Consider the following 19,962-nt stretch of genomic DNA (forward strand, 5'->3'; position numbering starts at 1 on the left):
GCCGTCAGCTCCACTCGCCGGGGGACCACGGGCGGTCGTCGCGCTCCCGGTCGTCGTCGTGGCGTCCGTCGTCGTGGCGTCCGTCGTCGTGGCGTTCGCCGGAGCGGCGTCCGCCGGAGCGGTGCTCTGCTTCCGACCGGGACCGCCCCCGGGCGTCGGCACGGCGGTCGCCGGCCTCGTCGGTGCGGCCGGCTCCGCCGGCGGCGTCGGCCCCGGGGTACTCCCAGTCGTCGAAGGCCTCGCTGGGGCGGCGCGCGGTCCGGCTCCCGGCGGGGGACCGGTCCGGTGCGGCGGGCTCGGCATCCACCCACGGCGGGGTGAAGGGGGGACGCCCGCTCCCCGCGTCCTCCGACCGGCCGGAGGCACGGTCGGAGGTCCGGTCGGTCCGACGGCGGTCGTCGCGGTCGTCGCGGTGCCGGCGGTCGTCGCGGTCCTCGCGACGGTCCTCCCGGCGGCGGCCGTCCCGCCAGGTGCCGTCCTCGTCGTCCGGACCGCGGCGCGGGCGCCCGCCCGGCGGCAGTTCGGCCCGCGGAGCCGGCTCCCGGACCGGCGGCCGGCCGAAGCTGCCCTCGACGCGGTAGGCGCTGGTCCCGAGCAACTCCCTGACCTGCGACTCCAGTTCCGCCGACTGGATCACCCCCTTCTCGACCAGCCGCAGGGTGTGGTCGAGCAGTTCACGCTTGTCGGCACGGGACTCCTGGCGCAGCACCTCCATGAACGCCCGCGCCTCGTCCTGGTTGTCCGCCAGCATGAAGCAGATCTGGTTCCACTCGCCGCCCTCGAGCATCGTCCGGAACTTCAGCATGCGCATCTGCAGGAGCTCGGTGCGACGGTGCTCCTCGGCCAGCGCGCGGTCGTGGCCGCGTGCCGCGGTGCGGTCGTCGTGGTCGAGGTTCCGTTCCGCGTCGACGTGCTGGATGGTCTTCTTGTCCACGGCGAAGCGCACGAAGAGTTCCGCCCGCAGCCCGAGGTCGTAGCCCAGGTCGTCCCACTGCCCGTTGCGGCAGGCGGACTTGACCGCGCGGTCGGCCTCGGCGGCGGCCGACACGGGGTAGTTCGAACAGATCCCGCGCAGGCGCTCCACCAGCGGCGCCCGCAGGCGCACGGCCACGTTCTTCACCTGCTCGTCCACCACCTTGCGGTAGTCGGTGACCGACCACTGCACGTCCGCCTCCACCTCGAAGAAGGTGGCGCTGCCGGCCGCCGGGACCTGCAGGGTCAGCCGGGTGACGTGCGTGCCCCTGGCCACCTCGCAGACCGTCACCGGGCGGGCCATCAGGGGCCGTCCGTAGTGCTCGGTGCCCATCGCGGTGACCACGCTGTGGCCGCCGTTGCGGTAGAAGAGCACCAGGGCGACCTCGGCGCTCGGGTGGCGGGCACCGGCGTCCGGGCGCGGGTACTCCCTCAGCAGCGGTCCGGCCGGGTGCTCGGGCGTGCCCGACCTGCCCCGGCCGGGCTTGCCGGCGGCCTGCGGGTTCTCCGTCATCGTTCCTCCTCCGATTCCCCGACACGGGCTTCACGGACACGGGCTTCGCCGACACGGCCTTCGCCGACACGGCCTTCGCGGACACGGCCTTCGCGGACACGGTCGTCGCGGACGCCGTCTTCCCCGACGCGGTCGGGGGACCGTCCGTCGTGACCGGCGCGGCTGCGGCGCCCGCCCCGCCCCTCCCGCCCTCCGCCGTGGTCGCCGTCGGGCCGGCCGCCGGTGGCGAGGTGCCAGAGCTCGCGGCCCCGCGCGTTCGGCAGGGGATCGTCCGGGTCGTTCATCATGCGGCGCAACAGCCAGTCCAGCAGCCGTCGTTCACTGTCGGTGCTCAGCAGGGCCGGCAGCAGCGCGGCCAGACCGGCCCGGGTGTCCGGGCCGTCGCCGTCGTCGCCGTCGTCGTCGACGACGGCACCGCGCAGCCAGAACTCCAGGCAGTCGGTGGCCGCCTCGTGGGAGCGCGGTGTGCGCAGGGCCGTCCACATCAGGTCGGCCAGCGGGCCGGTCCGGTCGGGGCGGGTGACGGCGAGGGCGAGCGGCAGCGGCCAGTCCAGGTAGTCGCCGAGATCGGGCGACGCCTCGCCGTCCCACACCTCGCCGACCGTGGTCAACGCGAGCCGGACGACGGTCAGCAGGCCCAGGTCCTGGTGGGGCACCCGCTGGTCGCCGGTCCAGTCGGCGAGCCGGCGCAGCACCGCCCGGTCGTCCGGGCCGGAGAGCAGGCGGACGACGCTGTGCGAGGCGATCGGAGCCTGGTCGTCCTCCTCGTCGGTGCCGATCCGGGCCAGTCCGTCGAGTGCGGCCTCCACCGGGGCGGCGTGGCCGAAGCCGAGTGCCAGGGCGGCGGTCCAGCGCAGGCGGGGGGAGTCCGACCTGGTCCAGTCGCGGACGAGGGCCCGGACGGCCGGCCGGTGGCTCTCGTGCCGGGCCGTCTGGTCGAGCACGGTGGCCGCGAAGGCCCGGCGCTGGGTGGTGCGGGCGGTGGCCATCGGACGGACCAGCTTCTCGTAGCCGTTGGCGAAGTCCCGGGCGCAGAGCTCTCCGGAGGCGAGCGCGGCGCGCACCCAGATCTCGGGCCGCGGGTCGTCGGCCAGCAGCCGCATCCACCGGACCATCGGCTCGCGGGCCGGGTGGTGCCGGTCCCAGACCTCCGCGAGCACGGCGGCGGGCAGCGCCGAGCCCCGGTAGCGGACGATCCGGGCGGGCGCGCTGATGCCGGCGGTCTCCACCTCGCCCTCGGCCAACTCGGCCCGGAGGTAGGCGAGATCGGAGACCGGGTCGTCGCAGAACAGCGGGCGGGCCGGGGTGTTTCCGGGGTCGCGGGCCACCGCCAGCTCCCAGGTGAGCAGGTGAGCGGCCTCCGCCACGGTGCTGTGCACGGCGCCGTTGAGAACGGCCAGCGCGATCCGGGAGGCGGTCGGGTGCAGCACGGTGGCGGCCGAGCGGCCGGTCTCCTCGGCCGCGCCGGCGATCTCGCGGTCCGCGCCGGCGAACCACTCCTGGGCCTGCTGCGGGGCCAGGCTCCGGCAGCCGCCGAGGAGTTCCTCGCGGGTCAGCCGGCCGAGCACATGGGCGGCGATCAGGTCGGCGAGCAGTTCGGCCTCGGCGGGGCGGAGGTCCTCCAGGCCCACGCCGGCCCGTAGCTCCGGGTCGTCGGCCAGCTCGGCGGCCCACGCGGCCCGGGCGGCCGCCTCGTCGTCGGTCCCACGGGCGGGCCCGTCGCCGCGCCCGTTGCCGGGCTCGTCGGTGCCCTCGGTCTCGGCAGTGTCCCCGGTCTCCGCCGTCCGGGCGTCCCGGGCGGCCAGGTTCGCGGTCAGCCTGGCGCGCAGCAGCTCCTCGGTCGGAGCCGGTGGGCAGATCCGGCCGTACCGCCCGGACAGCAGGGGCGTGGCCGTGGGGCCGGCGGCCACCACCAGCACCGCGTAGGAGTCGACGCCGGCGAGCGCGGCGGCGAGCGCGTCCAGCTCGAGCTCGCTCGGGGGCAGACCGGTGCTGACGTGGCCGGAGGGGAGTTCGAGCAGGTAGCCGTGGCGCTGCCCGCCGGTGTCGTGGACGGTGGTGGTCAGCTGCGGCACGGCCGTCTCCGGGGAGACCCGGGAGACCCGGGCCGGTGGCTCCTCCGGGTCGCCGGAGCGCACGCCGTCCTGCGGCCCGTCGGCAGCGGTCGGCCGGCCCTGCGTCAGCTCGTCGAGCAGGGCCAGCGCGGTGCAGGTCCGCCCGGCGCCGGGGGCCGCGGCGAGGACCAGGACCCGCTGCCTGCGCAGTGCCTGCTGGAGGTCGACGTAGCCTGGCGGCTCCAGGTAGATCCGGCGGACCCGCCGCAGCTCCGACTCGGGCACCGGGCCGCTGACCGCGCCGACCGCCTGCCGGCTGTCCAGCCGCAGGTGGACGTCACCGATGTGGGCCTGGTGGAACACCGTGCGGTCGAACAGGGTGTGGTCGCGGCCGACCTGGTACGAGCCGCGGGCCTGGCGGTGCGCGCGGGACGTCGCGCCCATGCCGGCGGCCGCGCCGCCCTCCTCCTCCTGCTCGTCGAGCAGCCGGTCGCGGCTGCGCTCGCGGAACCGGCCCGCGGCGCGCTCGTGTTCGGTGCGCTCCTGGTCCTCCGGGTCCTGGGCCGGCCGGTCGTCGGGGGTCTCCCGGTCCGCAGCACCCGGCTCGGCGCCGCCCGGCGCCGGGCGCTCGTCGTCGGCCCGGTCCGGATCGGCCCGCGGCCGCTCGCGGTCGCCCGGCCCGCCGGGCTCGGCCGGGCGCGCGCGCTCGGGCCGGTCCCGTTCGGGCCGGTCACGTTCGGACGGTTCGCGCCGGGGCCGGTCCTCGTCGGGGCGCCGGTCGGCCCGGTCCCGCGGCTCGTCCGCCCGGTGCCCGGCCGGGGCTGCGGGGGCGTGCCTCGGCTCAGCCACGGTGCGCCTCTCCGGTGGTGCGGCCGATGTGCACCGGCCCCTGGTAGGTGTTGTCGCGGTGCACCGACATGTCGCCGTGCACCACCGTCCGATCCTGTGCGTCCGGCCCGTCCTGAACGTCCGGCACCTGCGGCAGGTCCGCCGGGGCGGGCCCCGCCGGGGCCGCCAGGGTGTACTCCGCCGGTTCCCGCCGGTGGTCCGACGCGGGCGGGGCCGTGCCGTCCTGCGCGGTGCCGTCCTGCTCCGTGCCGTCCTGCTCCGCGCCGTCCGGCACCTGCGCCGGCCGGGGCCGGCCGGGGAGGCGGAACCACGCGGGCGTGGCCCCGTCCTTGGTCCGCAGGCGGGCCGGCGCGTAGTCCCCGGGGTCGACGAAGCGGCCGCCGTGGTGGACCACCTCGCGGTAGAGCGAGTCGGAGACGACGACGACCAGGTCGGCCCGGTCGCGTTCGAGCAGCAGGCGGGCGGCGGCCGAGTCGGTGAGCCGGCAGGCGAGGTCGACGGCGTGGCCGCTGATGCCCTGGGCGTCGTGGGTGACCGGGCCGACGTGGAGGCCGACGCGGAGCCCGAGCGGCATCCGCAGGTCGGGGTTCTCCCGGCGCAGCTGCTCGTGCACCTCGGTGACCCAGACCCCGAGGATGCGGGCGGGCGGGACGGTGGGGTCCACGGCCGCCAGGATTCCGTCGCCGCGGTCCTCGCGGTGGACGGCGCGGGCCGGTACCCCGGCCTCGGCGAACGCCCGGTCGAGGACGGCGTACAGCTGTCGGCGCATCCGGGTCTTCCCCGCGTCGTTGTAGGCCCCGGACTTCCGGACGTCCACGCTGACCACCAACTCGTACACCGCATCGACTGCTTGGTCCTGCACGTTCACCCCCACGGTTGTTTTCGGCACACCGCCAGAATCCGGCGTCGGGCGCCGGGCTGTCTGTGATGCTTTACATGCGCCGGCGATGCCCCGGTCCCCGCACTCAGCGGCGTGGTCTGGCCTCCGGCCGTTGGTCGTGCGGCCCCTTCGCGAGCAGGAGGAGCGGGGCGGGGGCGAGGATCTCGACCATCCGCGTGCCGGTCCGCACCAGCCCCTGGTCGCGGAGCAGCTTGAGTGCCTTGGCCACCGCCTCGCGGGTGGCGCCGACGGTGGCGGCGAGGTCGTCCTGTGCCAGGTGCACGACGGCCGCAGAACCACCGCCGGTGGAGCGGGCGTTGGCGGGCCCGGCGGTGGCGTCGGTGGTGGAGAGTTCGACGAGCCGGCTGGCGAGGCGCTGCACGACGGTGAGCGAGGCGAGTGCCGAGCGCTCCCGGTCGGAGTCCCGCAGCCGGGAGGCGAGCTGGGCCATCACCTGGCTGCCGACCCGGGGACTCCTGGCCAGGAAGTGCCGGAAGCCGTCGCCGGGTATCACGAGCGCCTCGACGGGCCCGAGGGCCTGCACGGTCGCGCTGCGCGGTCGCTGGTCCAACGCGGCCAGTTCGCCGATGAGTTCGCCCGGTCCGCGCAGGCCGAGGACCAGCCGGGTGGCCCCGCGGTCGGTGGCCACGAAGACCATGGCCCAGCCGGTCAGGACCAGCAGGACGTGGGTGGAGCGGTCCCCCTCGGACAGCAGGTGCTGCTCCGGTGCGAAGGTCTTCGGGGCTCCGAGCGAGACGAGTGCTTCGTGGTCGTGGGCGGTGAGGGTACGGGCGAAGGGCAGGTCGCCGCCGAGCAGACCCATGCCACCCCCTGGTGATCGTGAACTGCCATGATCCGGTCCGACGTTGGGAGATCGTAGACCTGTCGGATGCGAGTTCAGGCCAGATTTCTCGCCACGGGGTCAATGTGGTGAGGGTGTGACTCAGGAGGCTGCTGAGGCACCCCGGCGAGGGCCTGGCGCGCTCCCCGTGCGACACCGAAATCGCAGGTCGGAACGGGTGCCGGGCAAGGATTTGTGCAGACTTGGAAACAATTCGGACATCGATTGGCAACAGCTCGGTGTACGCGCCTCGTTCGCCGTGTCGAGAGGGCTCGGACGTCGGCGCCCGGGCCCGGCCGTGCGGGGCGGCAGCCGGCCCCGGGAGCGCTGGAGGTCCAGGTCAGGCCGTGCCGGGACCGGGCGGGGACGGGACCAATGCGCTCCCGGCGTCGCGGGGTGCACGCCGGGATCACCTCAGCGACGGGGCGTCGGCGAACGGCCTGAGACCGTGCCCGCCCGGCCGGCCGGTGAACCCTACGCGGGTTCGAGCACGATCCAGACCTGTCCGGGGTGGAAGGTCATCGGCCGCCCCGCGTAGCTGAACTCCGTGCCCCCGGCGGCGTCGGGCCGCGACCAGGTGCCCCGGTACGCGGCGCCGTCCCGGAGGAAGACCGCCTCGCCGCGGCCGACGGTCGGCGCGAAGGGCACGGGCGCTCCGAAGGAGTCGACCAGCCCGCGCGGCGAAGTGGTCTCGGCGACCTTCTGCACCACGACCGTCGGCGCGCCCAGCTGCCCGGCGTCCGTCGTGGTGGCCGGCCGGCCGTCCAGCGCCACCAGGTACCTGCCCTCCGTGGCGGACCAGGTGAAGGTGAACGATGCCGCGGGCATCCGCGCCGTGAACGAGCCGGTCGGGACTCCGCCCGCCGGTGCGTCGCCGAAGCGGAACCCGATGTCGCGGGCCGCCGCCGCGTCCGGGAAGTGGCGCAGAATCCCGGACGGCACCACGTACTGGTTGTACGGCGGGACGTTCCACTGCCCACGGAAGAACGAATCGTCCTGCCGTGGCGAGGAGTTGAACACATCGGCCCGGTCGAGCGCCGGCAGGAACGCGCTCTGCGCCCCCGAGTACGCGAAATCCACCCGCCCGTACTGCTGCAGGAGCGGCAGATCGCTCTCCCGGGCGCTGCGCACCGGCCCGATCCGGTCGCCGGCGGGCAGGTGGTTCGAGTCGTAGACGGCCAGGAACCGGGAGAGGCCGCCCTCGACCTGGATCGCGTACACCACGTCGGCCGCGTTCACGCCCGTCTGGGGTCTGGCGGCGGGGGCGTTGTCGATCTTGACGGCGATGATCCGGCCCGCTTCGCCCGGGAGCCCGGTGAGCGGTGACACCGCACCGGGGCTCCCGGGGGCGGCCGGGCCGGTGGGGCCCGGCGGGGGACCGGTGGCCGTGCGGCCGGAAGGGCCGCCGCCGGCGAGGGAGAGCGCCAGCGCCAGCAGCGTCGAGAGGAGCACGGCGGTCCCGCCGACGGCGAGGGCGGTCATCCGCCGTGCGAGGGGCAGGGGCCGCCACCGGCCCAGCACACGCTCGAAGGTCTTCATCCGAGCTCACCTCCGCCACTCCCGGCCCGGGGAACTCCGGTACCCGGATCCACCGGCACCTGGGAAGACGACCCCCGGGCCCGGCCCGGTTCCCTCCCGTCGTGGGCCCCGCCGGCCGTGAGCGGGCTCCCCGTCGACGCGCCCGGTCGCGCCGGTCGCCAGGACGCGGCGGAGGCCGCATTCGGGGGGCGTACACGAATGCGATTCAGGCCAAGGAGACCATTCCCGGGGGATTCGCCGGCGCGGCCGGAAAGCGCTCGTAAATGTTTTCGGGGCGACCGCGACCTTCTCAACGCCCCTGGCATGGTGCCAAATTGGCTGCCCTGGAAGCGCGGCATGTCCGCCGCGCAGGCCGAATTCCGCTGCGGCAAAGGGGATTGATGACCACGACCACGTCAACCGGCTTTACGGCCGCCCGCGCGCCCGGTGCCCACCCGCTGATCGGGCACGTCCCGGCGCTCTTCCGTGACCCGCTGCCGTTCCTGCGCTCGCTCGCCGGGCACGGCGACCTGGTGGAGATCCGACTCGGACCGCAGCGCGCGATGATGGTCTGCTCCCCGGGCCTGTTCCACCAAGTCCTCACCGACACACGGCATTTCGACAAGGGCGGACCACTCTTCGACAAGCTGAGATGGTTCCTGGGGGACGGCCTGGGATCCACCCCGCACGAGGTGCACCGTCGACAGCGGCGGCAGCTCCAGCCCGCATTCCGTCCGGACGCGCTCTCCCGCTATCTGGAGGTGATGTCGGAGGAGGCCCGCTCCGCCGCGTCCGGCTGGCAGGACGGCGCGGTGATCGAGGTCGAGCAGCACGCGTACCAGCTGATCGCCCGGATCATCACCAGGACGATGTTCTCGGTGGACGGCTCGTCCGCCGCGGTGGCCGAGATCGCCGCGGCCTACCCGGAGTTCCACCAGGGCATCGGCCGGCACATGCGCTCACCGTCCCGGTGGCTCGACCGGCTGCCCACCCCGGCGAACCGCCGTTTCCGGCAGGCGTGTTCCACCGTGAGCCGGGAGGTCGACGCAGCGATCGAGGACCGCCGGCGCGAGGGCACCGGCACCGGCCACGACCTGCTGGCGCTCATGATCAGGGAGGGGCTGAGCGACCGGGAGATGCGCGACCAGGTCGTCACCATGCTCACCGGCGGCATCGGCACGTCCGCCTCGGCGCTCGGGTGGGCGCTGTTCTTCCTCTCCCGGGACCCTTCGCTGGCCGACGCCGTCGCGCGGGAGGCCCGGGCCGTCCTTCCCGCGGGCGCCGATCCCGACCGGGACGTCCCCGACCGGGACGTCCTCACCCGGCTGGACCTCGCCCGCCGCGTGGTGACGGAGACGCTGCGCTACTACCCGTCCGCCTGGTTCTACAGCCGTACCGTCACCTCGCCCGTCGAACTGGCCGGCCGCGCGCTCCGGCCCGGCACCGCGATCCTGCTCTCCCCGTACCTGATCCACCACCGCCCCGACCTCTACCCGGAGCCCGAGCGCTTCGACGTCGACCGCTGGTCGCCCGCCCGCCGGGCCGAGCTGTCGCACGGCGCCTACGTCCCCTTCGGGGCGGGCGCCCGCAAGTGCATCGGGGACGTCTACGCCCTGACCGAGATCACCCTGGCGGTGGCCGTGATCGCCTCCTGCTGGCGGCTGGAACCGCTGCCCGGCCCGGTGCCCCGCCACCTGCTCGAACCCCGGCCGTGGACGGTGATCCATCCGGCCCCGCTGCACCTGCGGCTCCACCGCCGCTGATCGCCGCCCCGAGCCGACCGCTCCGAGGCGACCGCCCCGAGCTGACCGCCCCGAGCGAACCGACCCGAAGGAGGCCGGCGCCTGTATGACGCCGCCGCAACCCGTGCCCGTACCCGTACCCGACGGCCTCCGGCTGCTGCCCGGCCCCGACCACATCCTGTACCGGCTGCCGCCGCGCATGTCCCCCTACCGGGCGGACCTGGAGCTGCTCATCCTGGAGTGGGCCGACCGCTTCGGCCTGGTGGACGGCCCGCTCGCCCGCCGGAGACTCGCCGACACCCACCTGGGCGAGCTCATCGCCCGCTGCTACCCGCACCTGCGGGCGGAGCGCCTCGCGCCGCTCGCGGGCTGGTTCACCTGGGCGTTCGTCATCGACGACCTCTACGACGGCTGCGCCTCGGCCGAGGCCGCCGGCCACGCCCGGGCCACCCTCGGGATGCTCGCGGCCTGCTCGCTCCGGCCGGGCGGCTCACCGGCCCGGCGTCCGGACCGGCCTCCACCGAAGGACGTCCCGCCCCTCGTGGTCGAGCTCGCCGAGGTGTGGCGGTACCTCGCCGTTCAGCAGAGCCTCCAGTGGCAGGTGCGGTTCATCACCCACATGGGACAGTTCCTGGACGCATTCCGCTACGAGGCGGTCAACCGTGAGCACCGGCACGTGCCCTCCCTCGGCGGCTACACCCAGCTGCGCCGCGCCTCCGGCGGCATCACCCCGTCGCTGGACCTGCTGGAGTACGCGGCCGGCCTGGAGGTCCCCGCGCTGTTCCACGAGTCCGAGCAGCTCCGCACCATGGTCAACAAGGCCGCCGACGTGGTGGTCTGGGTCAACGACGTCCTCTCCCTGAAGAAGGAGCTCGTCGTCGGCGAGGTCACCAACGGCGTGCTCGCGGTCAGCCGGGAGCTCTGCTGCGGGATCCAGGAGGCCATCGACCACGTGTACCGCAGGGTCGCCCGCGACATCCGCGCCTTCCTGCGCGCGGAGGAGTCCCTGACCGCCCTCTGCGGCACCTGGCACGGCCTGCGGGAGGCCGACCGGGCCGCCATCACCGCCTTCACCGACGGCATGAAGGCCTGGATGCGCGGCAACCTCGACTGGGGCCTCAACTCCCACCGCTACCTGGAGGCCGACACCCTCCGCCTCACCACCAACGCGGCCCTGCTCGACCCGGGGGCGGGACCGCCGCCTCCCCCCGGAAGCGGCCGAATCCCCCCGCGCCGGTGATCCACGGGCCGGTGATCCACGGGCCGGGCGCCCGCCGGGCGCCCGCCCTCACCGCCGAGGGCCTCCGGACGGCGCCGGCGGCGCGGCGAGAACGGCCCGGCGGGCCACCGGTGGCAGGCCGAGCCGGTGGGCGCCCGCGACGGCCAGGCCGGCGGTGAAGGCGAGCACGTGCCCGACGGCGGACACCTCGCCGTCCCCGATCCCGGACAGCAGGTCGGGGGCGGCGACCAGCAGCATCACCAGCCACACCACCCGCGACCACACCGGACGTGCCCGCCCGATCGCCACCGCCAGCGCGGCCACCACGACGTAGGACGGGCCGGTGTCCAGCACGTGCGCCTCGGTGGCCGGCAGCGAGCCGTGCTCGATCCGCCACCACACCAGCGCCTCCGTGACCCCGGTCGCGCCCACGTGGGCCAGGGCCAGCGCCGCCACCGCACGGCGGGCGCCGAGCGCCGACACCACCGCGAACACGGACAGCGCGAAGAACGGCCACACCCAGACGGTGCTCTGCGGCACGAACACGGACACCGCCAGCGACTCCACCGGGTGGCCCGCCGGCCAGGGGCGCAGGTTGTCGAGGTTGGTCGACGCCCACTCCCGCAGCGCCAGCACCTGCTCGGCCGGCAGCAGCCACAGGACCGGCCACATCGCGGTGAGGACGGCCACGAACCAGAACGCCGGGTTGCGCACGAGGCGCCGCAGCGAAGGGCGGGTCGGACGCATGCCGGCCACTACCGGGCCCGGCGGCGCGGCCGCGGGCCGCCGACGAGTGCCGCGCCCGCGGCGACGGCCACGACACCGGCGGCCAGCAGCCCGTGCCGGGAGCGCCAGGACAGCACCGACCACCGCGAGTGCGCGGACAGCAGGGACCCGAGGCTCAGCCACGACCCGGCGGACAGCGCGGACAGCGCCGAACCGGCCGAGCCGATCGACAGCACACTGCCGACCGACCCCACCGAGAGCACCGAGCCGACCGAGCCGACCGACAGCACCGAGGCCACCGAACCGACCGAGAGGACGGAGTCCTGGGACCACCGGGCCCAGGTGGGCCGGGCCGACGACGAGCACGGCAGGGAGGAGGCCGACAGGGCCGATGACGAGGAATCAGTACGCTCCGACATCCGCCGATCGTATGCCGCCGCCCCCGCTCCGCCCGCCGCGCCCCGCCCCGGGTCGCCGCGTCACCGGCCGGCGGTCGCTGCGGAGGTACCCGCGCGGCCCGGGCCGGGGCCCGCCCCGGCCCGTCGTCGCGGCGGCGCTGACGATCCGTCAGACACTGTGGCAGGTTCCCGCGTCGGGGAACCGCGATGTTCCGCCGTTCGTCCCCCTTGGCGCACACTCCGCACAGCGACTCGACACGAGGAGTAATGGTGGACGTGACCGACCTGAACGGCAGCACCGTTCGCGCCGACCCTCAGGCACTGGCGGGGGCGGGCAAGACCGCGCTGGACTTCCGGCAGATCGTGCTGGCGACCGCGGGAACGCTGGAGACCGCGGCCAACAAGGCCGCCACCGGCCTGCCGGGCTGGCAGACCGCCTCCGCGCTGACCCGGTTGGCCCAGACGTGGGAGAAGCAGTCGGACGCCCTCGCGGACCGACTCGGCCGCACCGGCGGAAACCTGGAGAGCACCGCCCAGCAGTACCGCTCGACCGAGGCCGCCAACCAGGCCGCCTTCGAGGGGCGGTGAGCGCGGTGCTGACCGTCGATCAGCTCCGCGACGCCGACCTCGGCCCGCTGCGGTCGGCCGCACAGGGCTGGGTCACCGAGTCCCGCTTCCTCGCCGCGCTGGCCGGCCGGTTCCGCACCGAGGTCACCGACGCGACGGCCCGGAGCGGCTGGGCGGGTCCGGCGGCCGATGCCGCGCGGGCCGCGATGGCCGACGACCAGCGGCAACTGGACGCGGCCCAGCGGGAGGCGGCGGCGCTCGGCAGCGCACTGAACGCCGCCGTGGCCGAGTTCGACGCCGCGCAGCGGGCACTGGTCCAGGCTCTGGACGACGCCGCCCGCCTCGGCGTGAACGTGACCTCCGACGGCGGGGTGAACTGGCCGGAGTCCGTGCGCAACGACCCCGACACCCGGTCCGGCGAGCTCCAACAGAGGGCCGGCGAGGTGCACGGGCGGATCTACGACGCCCTGCAGCGGGCCACCGCGGCGGACCAGGAGGCGTTCCGGGACATCACCGACGACCTGGGCATCCACGAGGACGCCTTCAACGCCACCGCCCACGACGGCCGCCGGACCGACCCGACCGTCATCCAGTCGACCTACCAGGTCCAGGACGATCCGCACGGCACGGTGAAGTACCCCGACAGGCTGACCGCCTGGCTCCTCGGCATCGACCGGCAGAAGATCACCGCCACCGAGGCGGTCATGCTGGACGGTCTCACCCTGTTCGCCCGGAGCGACTTCGCGGACATCAGGGGTCAGGCGTTCGACGTCTCGGAAACGAAGTTCTCCGGCGTCAACGGCGCGAACGACAGCCACCGGGACGCGTTCCGGCACGCCTACTGGAACGCGCTGATGACGAAACGCTTCGGCGAGGGCTGGGCGCGGCGCTACGCGAACGCGCACGAGCAGCTGCCGGGCAATCCCGGTGACCGGGAGTCCATGGATCTCTACAACAACGAGGTCGGCCGCCGGATCGCCGCGGCGAATCCGCACGCCTCGGACGAGGAACTGGCGCGCCTCGTGGAGGAGGCCGTCAGGCGCGGCGACATGGTGGTGATCAAGCCGGAGGGCGGCGCCCTCGCCTACAGCGACCAGGTCGAGGACGGCAGAACCGGAAAGAGCAACGGCAAACCGTTCGAGGGCAAGGGCAATGACCCGGGCGGAGTGCCGTCGGAGCTGAAGTCCTGATGGCGGTCCGCCGCGCCCCGGCCCCGGTGCTCACCGGGCTGTTCGCCGCCGTCCTCGCCGGGGTGCCGGTCGCCGGGTGCGCCGGGGGCGAGGACCCGGTGCGGGCCGTGATCAGCGCCGAACTGGACCGGGAGCTGGACGCGTTGGGGCCGACGGGTGCCGGCGAGGTGACCCTGGCGTCGCCGGGGGGATTCGAGTGGGACACGGTGTACGTGTTCGGCCGTGGTACCCGGGACGATGAGATCTCGAAGGTGGTCGGCGACCCGGTGCGCTGGGAGGAACAGGACGTCAGCCGGTCGTCGTCCGAGCTGATGGTCTTCGTCGCCCGGGGCGAGGCCGTCGGTGCCTACGAGATCGCCGTCGGGTTCGGCCCGACGGACTACCGGCGGCCGCTGCACCGGGAGGTACGGCTGGCCACCGGGGCCGGCGCCGACGCCGCGGTCCGCGTGCTCGGTCAGTAGCGAACCGGTCGGCGCCCCCTGGCGGGCAGTCGATCCGGACGGGCTGCCGGAGGGTCGGCAGCCCGTCCGGCCCTCCGGCGGTCAGGCCCGGTGGCCGCGGGCGACCGTCACCGTGGTCAGTCGGCGACGACCCTGGCCGTGGTCCTGGTGCGGTTGAGCTCGCCGTCGGCGATGTACACCGAGAGGTCCACCGCGGACCTGGTCCACGTGCCGTCGGTCGTGGCGATGCTCACCGGAACGGTCGCGGTCGCCGGTCCGCTGGTGCAGGGGACGTGGACCGAGCCGCGACCCGACGCGGTGGGCTGCGCGGCCTGCACGGTGATGGCGGCCCACTGGAACTCCGTGTGGCACTGGTAGGTCACGGAGACGTTCAGCGTCCGGCCGGCGTCCGCGACGGCGGCGCCGTTGACGCCTATCGAGACGGTCGCGGCGTGCGCGGGCGCGGTCGCGAGGATCGCGCCGGCCGTGACGAGGGCGGGGACGGCCAGGAACCGGGTGAGCTTCGTGCGGACGGACGAGCGCATGACGATCTTCTCCTGTGGTCGCATCGGACGGGTGAGGTGAGGGCGGGGATTTCCCGCACCCCATGGTGCGGTCCTTTCCCTGCCGGAAACCCAGGAGAGTCGGCGGACGTCCGAAAGGGCACGGCGATATGGCGTGGAGTCGCCCCGATCCCGTATTCCCGGCGTCGCGTGAACACCGTGTATATCGGATGTCGACCGCATTCGGCTATGGTTCGCCGCGCGAATCCGTCCGCAATTTTGGTCCGCAATCCCGTCCGCAATCCCGTCCGCAATTCGCCCGCCGGAAACGGGGGAGGGGAATGGTGGCGGGAATCGGCCGGTTGTCACCGACGGGACGGCCCGCCGGGTACCTCGCGGAACCGCGGCGGACGGGCAGGAGGGACTCGTGATGGAACTGTTCCCACCGATGCCGCTCGCCGAGTGGCGGGACACGAAGGAGACGCTGCACCGCTTCACCCAGGTGGTGGGCAAGATCCGCCTCGCGGCGAGCGTGCGGCGCAACCACTGGTGGAACGTCCCGTTCCACCTCACCGGGCGCGGGATCACCACGCGGCCCATGGGGCAGGTCGACGGCAACCCGATCTTCACCATCGACTTCGACTTCGTCGACCACCGGCTGGTCGTGGCGACGGCGGACGGCAGGACGGAGTCCTTCCCGCTCCTCGACCGGTCCGTCGCCTCGTTCTACCGGCAGACCCTGGAGACGCTGGAGTCGTTGGGCGTCCGGGTGGAGATCCCCCACCCCCGGCCCTACCGGCTGGCCGACGCCGACCGGCCGTTCGCCGAGGACTTCGAGCACGCGACCTATGATCCCGTCGCGGCGAACCGCTACTGGCAGGTGCTCGGCCAGGTCGGGCTGGTACTGGAGGAGTTCGCGGCGCGCTTCTCGGGCAAGGTCAGCCCCGTCCACCTCTTCTGGCACTCGCTCGACATCGCCCACACCCGCTTCTGCGGACACCCCGTCGACCAGCCGGCGCAGGTGGACCCGGTGACCCGCGAGGCGTACTCCCGGGAGCTGATCAGCTTCGGCTTCTGGTTCGGGGACGCCGACCTCGGTGAGCCGGCCTTCTACTCCTACACCGCTCCCGAGCCCGCGCACCTGGCCGAGGACCCGCTCACCCCCGCATCCGCCCGGTGGATCCCGCTCAACGACAGCCACCTGGCGGTGCTGCGCTACGACGCGGCCCGTGCCGAGGCCGATCCGCGGGCGACGGTACTCGCCTTCTACGAGCGCGCGTACCGGGCCGGAGCCGTCCGCGCCGGCTGGGACGTCGCCGCCCTCGCCTGCCCGCACGGGATCACGGACCCGCGGCTGCCCGCCCCGCTGCTCTGACCAACGCCCCGCTGCTCCGACCCCCGCGGTGCAGGTGCGACTCAGTGCAGGTGCGACTGCCAGTCGGCGGGGACCTTGCCACCCGGGCCGGGCGTCGGCTGCGAGGCCGGGTGCGCGGCGGGCGGGGCCAGGTCCGGCCCGCCGTCGTAGTACTCCTCGGTCTCGACGCTCCACAGCCAGGCCTCACCGGGCTCGAAGCTGGCCAGGAACGGGTGCCCCGCCTCCCGGGCGTGCCTCGTGCCGTGCTGCGACGGTGAGGAGTCGCAGCAGCCGATGTGCCCGCACGCGGCGCATCGCCGCAGGTGGAACCACCACCCCGGCCCGTCACCGGCCAGGCACTCCACACACCCGTCTCCGCTCGGCTTCGCGGAGGGATCGATCCCGGGGATCTCGCTGTAGGCCATGCGGCACGCTCCCGACAGAGGCGTGGCCCGGGCGCCGGTTCCGAACGTCCACAACGGAACCACCGGACCGTCCATGCGTATCCCAACCAGCCGGCTCCTGCGGGGATTCCCCGACGGGCGCCGGTTCGGCCGCCGGCACCCGTCGGCCGGGCCTCCCGGCGGACGGCAGCTGCGCCCGCTTCCGTAGTCGGTGGACGAACTGCCTGGTCAGGGGCGATTCATCGGGATGTCATCGGCCGCTGCCACGCTCATCCGGTGACCTCGGCCGACCGCGTACGGCATCGGAAAGCGGACGCGTAGGCCACCTGCGTGGGGAGGATCGAAATGCGAGCACGAAGGATCGCGGCCGCGTCGGCCGGACTTCTGCTGACGGTCGGGCTTACGGCGGCCCAGGGAGCGGTGGCACAGGGAGCCACGGCACGCGTGGCCGCTCCGTGCGACGGCACCTACACGATCGTTGTCGGGGGCACCGGCAGCTCGTGGAACAACGACGGTTTCTACGGCAACATCCAGCAGCACGTCGGGTATCCCACCCAGATTCCCAACGGCGCGAGCGCCCGTGCGGGCGTCAACGAGCTGAACCGGCTGGTCCGCGACCAGCGCGCCGCCTGTCCCGGCCAGCACGTCAAGATGGCCGGGTACTCCCTGGGGGCCGGGGTGGTGCACACCTGGGTCACCGAGAACTGGCAGACGTTCGACAACGTCAACGCCATCCTCGTCGCGGACCCCAAGCGCCAGGGCCCTCCCGGTGCCAACGGCGGAGCCGTGCCGTTCGGCGGCATCATCGGCGCCCCGCTCGCCGGTGCCGACAGGTTCTTCGGCAACGTGCCCGTCAAGACGATCTGCCACTGGGACTACGTCTGCGACGAGTCCGCCGGCATCTGGACCTACCCGAACAACCACGTCAAGAACTACCCCGAAGACTTCAACATGGACCACCACAACGACAGCGCCAACGAGCAGTGGTACAACGGCGCCTGGTATCCCTGGTAGGCACCGGACGCCCGTCGGCCGAGCCCGTGGCCGCGTCCTTCCACCGGCTGTCCGTGGCCGCGTTCCTGCACCGGCCGTCCGTGGCCGGGGACATCCGCCACGGACAGCCGGTGATCCGGGTGCGCCCACGGACGGGGTGAGCGGCCGGTCACCGGGCGGCCCCGGTGAGGCCGAGGCCGGCCTCGTCCCCGCGCAGGATCATCTGGTACGTCTGCCGCAGCATCCGGCTCGGAGGCACCCCCAGGTCGTCGGCCAGCCGGCGGCGGGCGCGGTCGAACACGGCCAACGCGTCGGCCTGGCGTCCGCCGCGGTACAGCGCACGCATCAGCATCGCGGCCACCGGCTCGTTCAGCGGGTGCTCCACGGACAGGGCGAACAGCTCGGCGATCGCCTCGGCGCACCGGCCCAGCCGCAGCTGCCATTCCAGCTTGCGCTGTGCGACGGCGATCCTGCGTTCGGCGAGCCGCAGCCGCTCCAGCTCGGCGAGCGGGCCGGGCAGACCGGCCAGCGGCTCCCCGCGAAACAGCTCCAGCGCCTCGGAACAGAGCCGGACCGCCTCGGTCGGGTCGCCCGCCCGATGGGCCGTCCCGGCGTCGGTGACCAGGCGCTCCATGCGCGCCGCGTCGACTTCGGCCGCGCCGGGGACCAGCCGGTAGCCGCACCGGTCGTGCTCGATCACCGAGTCCGGGCTGTCCCCGATGCGCAGGGTCTTGCGCAGCCGGTAGATGTGGACCGGCACCACGTTCGTGACCGGCGGCTCCACCCCCCAGACGCCGTCGAGCAGTTCCTGCTGGCTGACCGTCCGCCCGCCGCGCAGCGCCAGCGCCGCCAGCACGGCCTGCTGGCGCAGGTGCCCCAGGTCCAGGGTCCGCCCGTGCTGCCGGGCGCGCAGCGGTCCGAGCAGGGAGATCCGCACCTTCGGTCCGGCCGTCCGGCCGGCGGCGCTGCCCGGCACCGGGCTCGCCACCCGCGTGCGGGGGCCGCGGCCGGGGGCGACCAGCCCGCAGTCGAAGGCGTGGACGATGGCGGCGGCCCGGTCGCGCAGCCCGAGTTTCACGAGGATCCGCGCGAGGTGTCCGGCCACGGCCTCCTCGGGGACGGCGAGGGCGGCGGCGATCTCGTCGTCCCGCAGGCCGCAGCCGACCGCCCGGAGCACCTTGCGCTCCTGATCCCCGAGCACGGCGGCACCCCCGAGCACGGCGGCGCTCGGCCCGCTGATGGTGGCGGTCGTCGGCATCGCTGCTCCCTGGACTCCGGGCCGGCCGGTCCGGCGGGCGCCGTCGACAAGGTAGTGAGCGGAGTGCCGGGCCGGGAATCCGGAACGATCCGGAGGGGCGCGCGCGACGGTGCCGGCCGGGCCGGCGCACGCGGGTGATCGGAAGGGGAGACGCCCCGCCGGCCCCCGTGGAGCTCAGGGGCAGTGCAGGAGGGCGGGGCGGTCCTTGGTGCGGACGGCCGGGAGCCAGGCGGTGGTGGAGCCGGGGAGGTGGATGCGGTACCAGAGGGTGGAGGTGCGGTCCTCCTCGTCGATGACGGGGAGACCGGTGGGGAGCTGGCAGTCGGCGTCGAGGGTGTCGTTGTGCCAGACGCGCGTGGGGACGACGTTGCCGGCGCTGTAGGGGAGCAGGGGGTCGACGGCGAGGCCGAGGCTGCACTGGGGGTCGCGGTCGGTGCGGTCCTGGCAGCCGCGTTCGGCGTTGAAGACCCGGATGCGGGCGGGGTGCGCGGCCGGCTCGGGCTGCGGCCAGAGGGCGCTGGCGGTGACGGCGGCCGCGGCGCAGGCGGTGAGGGCGAGCAGGGCGGTGCGCGGTCGCGGGCGGCGCGGGCGGCGGCCGGACCGGTGGGCGCGGATGCGGGCGAGCAGGCTCTCGGCGCTGTGCGGGGCGCGGGCGGCGTGCGTCGGGGCGAGGCAGTCGGCGGCGAGGGCGCGCCAGAACGGGGGGACGGCGGGGGCCAGGCGCAGGGCGGCGCGTCCTTCGGCGTACTGCTGGGCGGCGGCGCTGCGGGAGGTGGGGGTGGCACCGGGGAAGGGCGGGACGCCGGCCGCGAACACCTCGTGGATCACCACGCCGAGCGCCCAGATGTCGGCGGTGGTACGGACCTTGACGCCGTGTTCGCCGAGCGGTTCCTTCCAGCGTTCCGGCGGGAGGTAGTCGGGGGTGCCGATGGGGGCGGCGTGGCCGTGGGTGCCGGTGAGTTCGATGGCGAGGCCGAAGTCGGAGAGGCGGACCTCGCCGTCCCGGCCGATGAGGACGTTCTCGGGTTTGAGGTCGGCGTGCACCCAGCCGGAGCGGTGCAGGTGGGCCAGGCCCTCGCAGATGCCGCCGATGATCCGGTCGCCCAGGGCCTCGTCGATGCCGGTGGCGAGCAGGTCGCGCAGGGTGCACCGGGCGCGTTCCATGACCAGCACGATCGCGCCGTCGAGCGCGGGGTGGTCGGGGGCGGTCAGGGTGAGGGTGTCGAGCAGGCGGACCAGCCGGGGGTGCGGGGCGGTGCGGGCCAACTCGGCCTCGCGGCGGGCGGCTTCGGCGACGTGGCGGGCCTGGCGGGGGGCGAGCCCGGCGGTCGGCAGCACCTTGAGGGCGACCGTGCCGTCCCCGTCGTCGCCGTCGCTGTCCGAGCCGTCCGGACCGGCGCTGTGCTCGGCCCGGCGGGCGGCGTAGACGGTCGCCCAGCCGCCTTCGCCGATGGGCCCGGTGACGGTCCACCCGCCGACCCGGTGGCCGGGCGGCAGCAGTTCCTCGCCGTCCCCGCGGAGGGCCGGGGCGTTCACCATC

At 74.5% G+C, this 19,962-nt stretch carries 18 protein-coding genes; 7 read left to right on the forward strand and 11 right to left on the reverse strand.

All coding sequences use genetic code 11. From position 1 onward, the window contains the following. Positions 1-4: 4 nt before the first annotated feature. From ACWDRR_RS01995 to ACWDRR_RS02015, 5 genes are all read right to left on the reverse strand, one after another. Positions 5-1,486: a hypothetical protein gene (locus tag ACWDRR_RS01995; RefSeq protein WP_449770219.1), complete on the reverse strand. Its 1,482-nt coding sequence runs from the start codon at positions 1,484-1,486 to the stop codon at positions 5-7. Continuing rightward, positions 1,483-4,389 (reverse strand): hypothetical protein, encoded by a 2,907-nt coding sequence (locus ACWDRR_RS02000; RefSeq protein WP_449770220.1) that lies wholly within the window; start codon positions 4,387-4,389, stop codon positions 1,483-1,485. The genes ACWDRR_RS01995 and ACWDRR_RS02000 overlap by 4 nt, the downstream gene beginning before the upstream one ends. Further along, positions 4,382-5,251, reverse strand: coding sequence for a hypothetical protein (locus ACWDRR_RS02005; RefSeq protein ID WP_449770221.1), 870 nt, complete (start codon positions 5,249-5,251; stop codon positions 4,382-4,384). Before ACWDRR_RS02005 ends, ACWDRR_RS02000 begins: the two co-directional genes overlap by 8 nt. A gap of 103 nt (positions 5,252-5,354) precedes the next feature. Beyond that, positions 5,355-6,092, reverse strand: coding sequence for a Crp/Fnr family transcriptional regulator (locus ACWDRR_RS02010; protein ID WP_449770222.1), 738 nt, complete (start codon positions 6,090-6,092; stop codon positions 5,355-5,357). A 492-nt stretch (positions 6,093-6,584) separates the two neighbouring features. Next, positions 6,585-7,649 carry a DUF3048 domain-containing protein gene (locus tag ACWDRR_RS02015; RefSeq protein WP_449770223.1) on the reverse strand — a complete coding sequence of 355 codons (1,065 nt, stop codon included), beginning with the start codon at positions 7,647-7,649 and terminating at the stop codon, positions 6,585-6,587. Between the two features lie 380 nt (positions 7,650-8,029). Here ACWDRR_RS02015 and ACWDRR_RS02020 point away from each other — a divergent pair, with 380 nt between their 5' ends. Both ACWDRR_RS02020 and ACWDRR_RS02025 read left to right on the forward strand, forming a co-directional pair. Further along, positions 8,030-9,391 (forward strand): cytochrome P450, encoded by a 1,362-nt coding sequence (locus ACWDRR_RS02020; RefSeq protein WP_449770224.1) that lies wholly within the window; start codon positions 8,030-8,032, stop codon positions 9,389-9,391. Positions 9,392-9,476: 85 nt separating this feature from the next. Then, on the forward strand, positions 9,477-10,610 hold the full coding sequence (locus ACWDRR_RS02025) for a terpene synthase family protein (RefSeq protein ID WP_449770225.1): 1,134 nt from the start codon (positions 9,477-9,479) through the stop codon (positions 10,608-10,610). A gap of 48 nt (positions 10,611-10,658) precedes the next feature. Here the strand turns inward: ACWDRR_RS02025 and ACWDRR_RS02030 are convergent, their stop codons facing one another. After that, complete coding sequence (locus ACWDRR_RS02030) at positions 10,659-11,336, reverse strand: rhomboid-like protein (RefSeq protein ID WP_449770226.1); 678 nt, start codon at positions 11,334-11,336, stop codon at positions 10,659-10,661. A gap of 8 nt (positions 11,337-11,344) precedes the next feature. Then, entirely contained in the window at positions 11,345-11,734 is a 390-nt protein-coding gene (locus ACWDRR_RS02035) for a hypothetical protein (protein ID WP_449770227.1), read from the reverse strand. Positions 11,735-11,989: 255 nt separating this feature from the next. On the opposite strand from ACWDRR_RS02035, the gene ACWDRR_RS02040 reads away from it, so the two are divergent. From ACWDRR_RS02040 to ACWDRR_RS02050, 3 genes are read left to right on the forward strand one after another with little or no spacing between them, the layout of a single operon-like run. Next, a complete protein-coding gene (locus ACWDRR_RS02040) occupies positions 11,990-12,301 on the forward strand; it encodes a hypothetical protein (protein ID WP_449770228.1) in 312 nt (103 codons plus the stop codon). Between the two features lie 5 nt (positions 12,302-12,306). Continuing rightward, the gene (locus ACWDRR_RS02045) at positions 12,307-13,470 is read left to right on the forward strand and encodes a DUF6973 domain-containing protein (RefSeq protein ID WP_449770229.1); all 1,164 of its coding nucleotides are present in this window, start codon (positions 12,307-12,309) and stop codon (positions 13,468-13,470) included. After that, on the forward strand, positions 13,470-13,931 hold the full coding sequence (locus ACWDRR_RS02050) for a hypothetical protein (RefSeq protein ID WP_449770230.1): 462 nt from the start codon (positions 13,470-13,472) through the stop codon (positions 13,929-13,931). Before ACWDRR_RS02045 ends, ACWDRR_RS02050 begins: the two co-directional genes overlap by 1 nt. 116 nt (positions 13,932-14,047) lie before the next feature. Here ACWDRR_RS02050 and ACWDRR_RS02055 read toward each other — a convergent pair whose 3' ends face one another. Continuing rightward, on the reverse strand, positions 14,048-14,455 hold the full coding sequence (locus ACWDRR_RS02055; protein WP_449770231.1) for a hypothetical protein: 408 nt from the start codon (positions 14,453-14,455) through the stop codon (positions 14,048-14,050). A gap of 388 nt (positions 14,456-14,843) precedes the next feature. Between ACWDRR_RS02055 and ACWDRR_RS02060 the strand changes: the two genes are divergently transcribed. Further along, complete coding sequence (locus ACWDRR_RS02060; protein ID WP_449770232.1) at positions 14,844-15,788, forward strand: DUF5996 family protein; 945 nt, start codon at positions 14,844-14,846, stop codon at positions 15,786-15,788. 41 nt (positions 15,789-15,829) lie between these two features. Here the strand turns inward: ACWDRR_RS02060 and ACWDRR_RS02065 are convergent, their stop codons facing one another. Beyond that, complete coding sequence (locus tag ACWDRR_RS02065; RefSeq protein ID WP_449770233.1) at positions 15,830-16,192, reverse strand: UBP-type zinc finger domain-containing protein; 363 nt, start codon at positions 16,190-16,192, stop codon at positions 15,830-15,832. 324 nt (positions 16,193-16,516) lie between these two features. On the opposite strand from ACWDRR_RS02065, the gene ACWDRR_RS02070 reads away from it, so the two are divergent. After that, the gene (locus ACWDRR_RS02070; protein WP_449770234.1) at positions 16,517-17,185 is read left to right on the forward strand and encodes a cutinase family protein; all 669 of its coding nucleotides are present in this window, start codon (positions 16,517-16,519) and stop codon (positions 17,183-17,185) included. A gap of 148 nt (positions 17,186-17,333) precedes the next feature. On the opposite strand, the gene ACWDRR_RS02075 is transcribed toward ACWDRR_RS02070, so the two are convergent. Next, positions 17,334-18,422: a BTAD domain-containing putative transcriptional regulator gene (locus ACWDRR_RS02075; RefSeq protein ID WP_449770235.1), complete on the reverse strand. Its 1,089-nt coding sequence runs from the start codon at positions 18,420-18,422 to the stop codon at positions 17,334-17,336. A 174-nt stretch (positions 18,423-18,596) separates the two neighbouring features. Beyond that, the gene (locus ACWDRR_RS02080; RefSeq protein WP_449770236.1) at positions 18,597-19,961 is read right to left on the reverse strand and encodes a serine/threonine-protein kinase; all 1,365 of its coding nucleotides are present in this window, start codon (positions 19,959-19,961) and stop codon (positions 18,597-18,599) included. Position 19,962 lies beyond the last annotated feature (1 nt).

Source organism: Kitasatospora sp. NPDC003701, from assembly GCF_053587085.1.

What these genes read in the sequence shown, in the direction of transcription:
- ACWDRR_RS02055 (WP_449770231.1), bottom strand. Translation starts at nt 14,455, where the DNA reads ATGCGCTCGTCCGTCCGCACGAAGCTCACCCGGTTCCTGGCCGTCCCC.
- ACWDRR_RS02035 (WP_449770227.1), bottom strand. Translation starts at nt 11,734, where the DNA reads ATGTCGGAGCGTACTGATTCCTCGTCATCGGCCCTGTCGGCCTCCTCC.
- ACWDRR_RS02010 (WP_449770222.1), bottom strand. Translation starts at nt 6,092, where the DNA reads ATGGGTCTGCTCGGCGGCGACCTGCCCTTCGCCCGTACCCTCACCGCC.
- ACWDRR_RS02025 (WP_449770225.1), top strand. Translation starts at nt 9,477, where the DNA reads ATGACGCCGCCGCAACCCGTGCCCGTACCCGTACCCGACGGCCTCCGG.
- ACWDRR_RS02060 (WP_449770232.1), top strand. Translation starts at nt 14,844, where the DNA reads ATGGAACTGTTCCCACCGATGCCGCTCGCCGAGTGGCGGGACACGAAG.
- ACWDRR_RS01995 (WP_449770219.1), bottom strand. Translation starts at nt 1,486, where the DNA reads ATGACGGAGAACCCGCAGGCCGCCGGCAAGCCCGGCCGGGGCAGGTCG.
- ACWDRR_RS02030 (WP_449770226.1), bottom strand. Translation starts at nt 11,336, where the DNA reads ATGCGTCCGACCCGCCCTTCGCTGCGGCGCCTCGTGCGCAACCCGGCG.
- ACWDRR_RS02070 (WP_449770234.1), top strand. Translation starts at nt 16,517, where the DNA reads ATGCGAGCACGAAGGATCGCGGCCGCGTCGGCCGGACTTCTGCTGACG.
- ACWDRR_RS02080 (WP_449770236.1), bottom strand. Translation starts at nt 19,961, where the DNA reads ATGGTGAACGCCCCGGCCCTCCGCGGGGACGGCGAGGAACTGCTGCCG.
- ACWDRR_RS02075 (WP_449770235.1), bottom strand. Translation starts at nt 18,422, where the DNA reads ATGCCGACGACCGCCACCATCAGCGGGCCGAGCGCCGCCGTGCTCGGG.
- ACWDRR_RS02050 (WP_449770230.1), top strand. Translation starts at nt 13,470, where the DNA reads ATGGCGGTCCGCCGCGCCCCGGCCCCGGTGCTCACCGGGCTGTTCGCC.
- ACWDRR_RS02015 (WP_449770223.1), bottom strand. Translation starts at nt 7,649, where the DNA reads ATGAAGACCTTCGAGCGTGTGCTGGGCCGGTGGCGGCCCCTGCCCCTC.
- ACWDRR_RS02020 (WP_449770224.1), top strand. Translation starts at nt 8,030, where the DNA reads ATGACCACGACCACGTCAACCGGCTTTACGGCCGCCCGCGCGCCCGGT.
- ACWDRR_RS02065 (WP_449770233.1), bottom strand. Translation starts at nt 16,192, where the DNA reads ATGGCCTACAGCGAGATCCCCGGGATCGATCCCTCCGCGAAGCCGAGC.